Here is a 421-nt window from a genome sequence, read left to right on the forward strand (position 1 = left end):
CTCCCAATCCATGGAGTCCATGTCAATGACGCCAACGGCTGACTCTGTCATGCCACCCAATGCCGTACCTGGCCACTGTTACGCCCGTCTGGTTATTCCTGAAGAATACGAAACCCAGATGCAACAGGTCATGGTATCTCCTGAGTTGTCCAAACTTGAGGTAGAACCAGCCAAGTACGAAATGGTGTCTGAAGAAGTTCTGGTCAGCGAAGAGTGGGAAGAGCTGGTCGTTGTACCCGCCACCTACAAAACGGTTACTGAAGAGGTTCTGGTCAAGGAAGCATCAACCAAACTGGTTAAGCTGCCAGCAGAATACGAAACCGTCGAAGAAAAAATTGTTATCCGTCCAGCCTACTCCACCTGGAAAAAAGGTAACGGCCCGATTGAGAAAATTGACGAAGCCACTGGCGAAATCATGTGT

At 49.4% G+C, this 421-nt stretch carries 1 protein-coding gene; it reads left to right on the forward strand.

Annotation, left to right across the window (positions count from 1 at the left end; translation table 11 throughout):
* Positions 1-25: 25 nt before the first annotated feature.
* Positions 26-421 (forward strand): hypothetical protein (locus Q4563_RS16425; RefSeq protein WP_303605243.1); only part of this gene is annotated, 396 nt, incomplete at its 3' end.

The organism is Gilvimarinus sp. 1_MG-2023 (assembly GCF_030548285.1).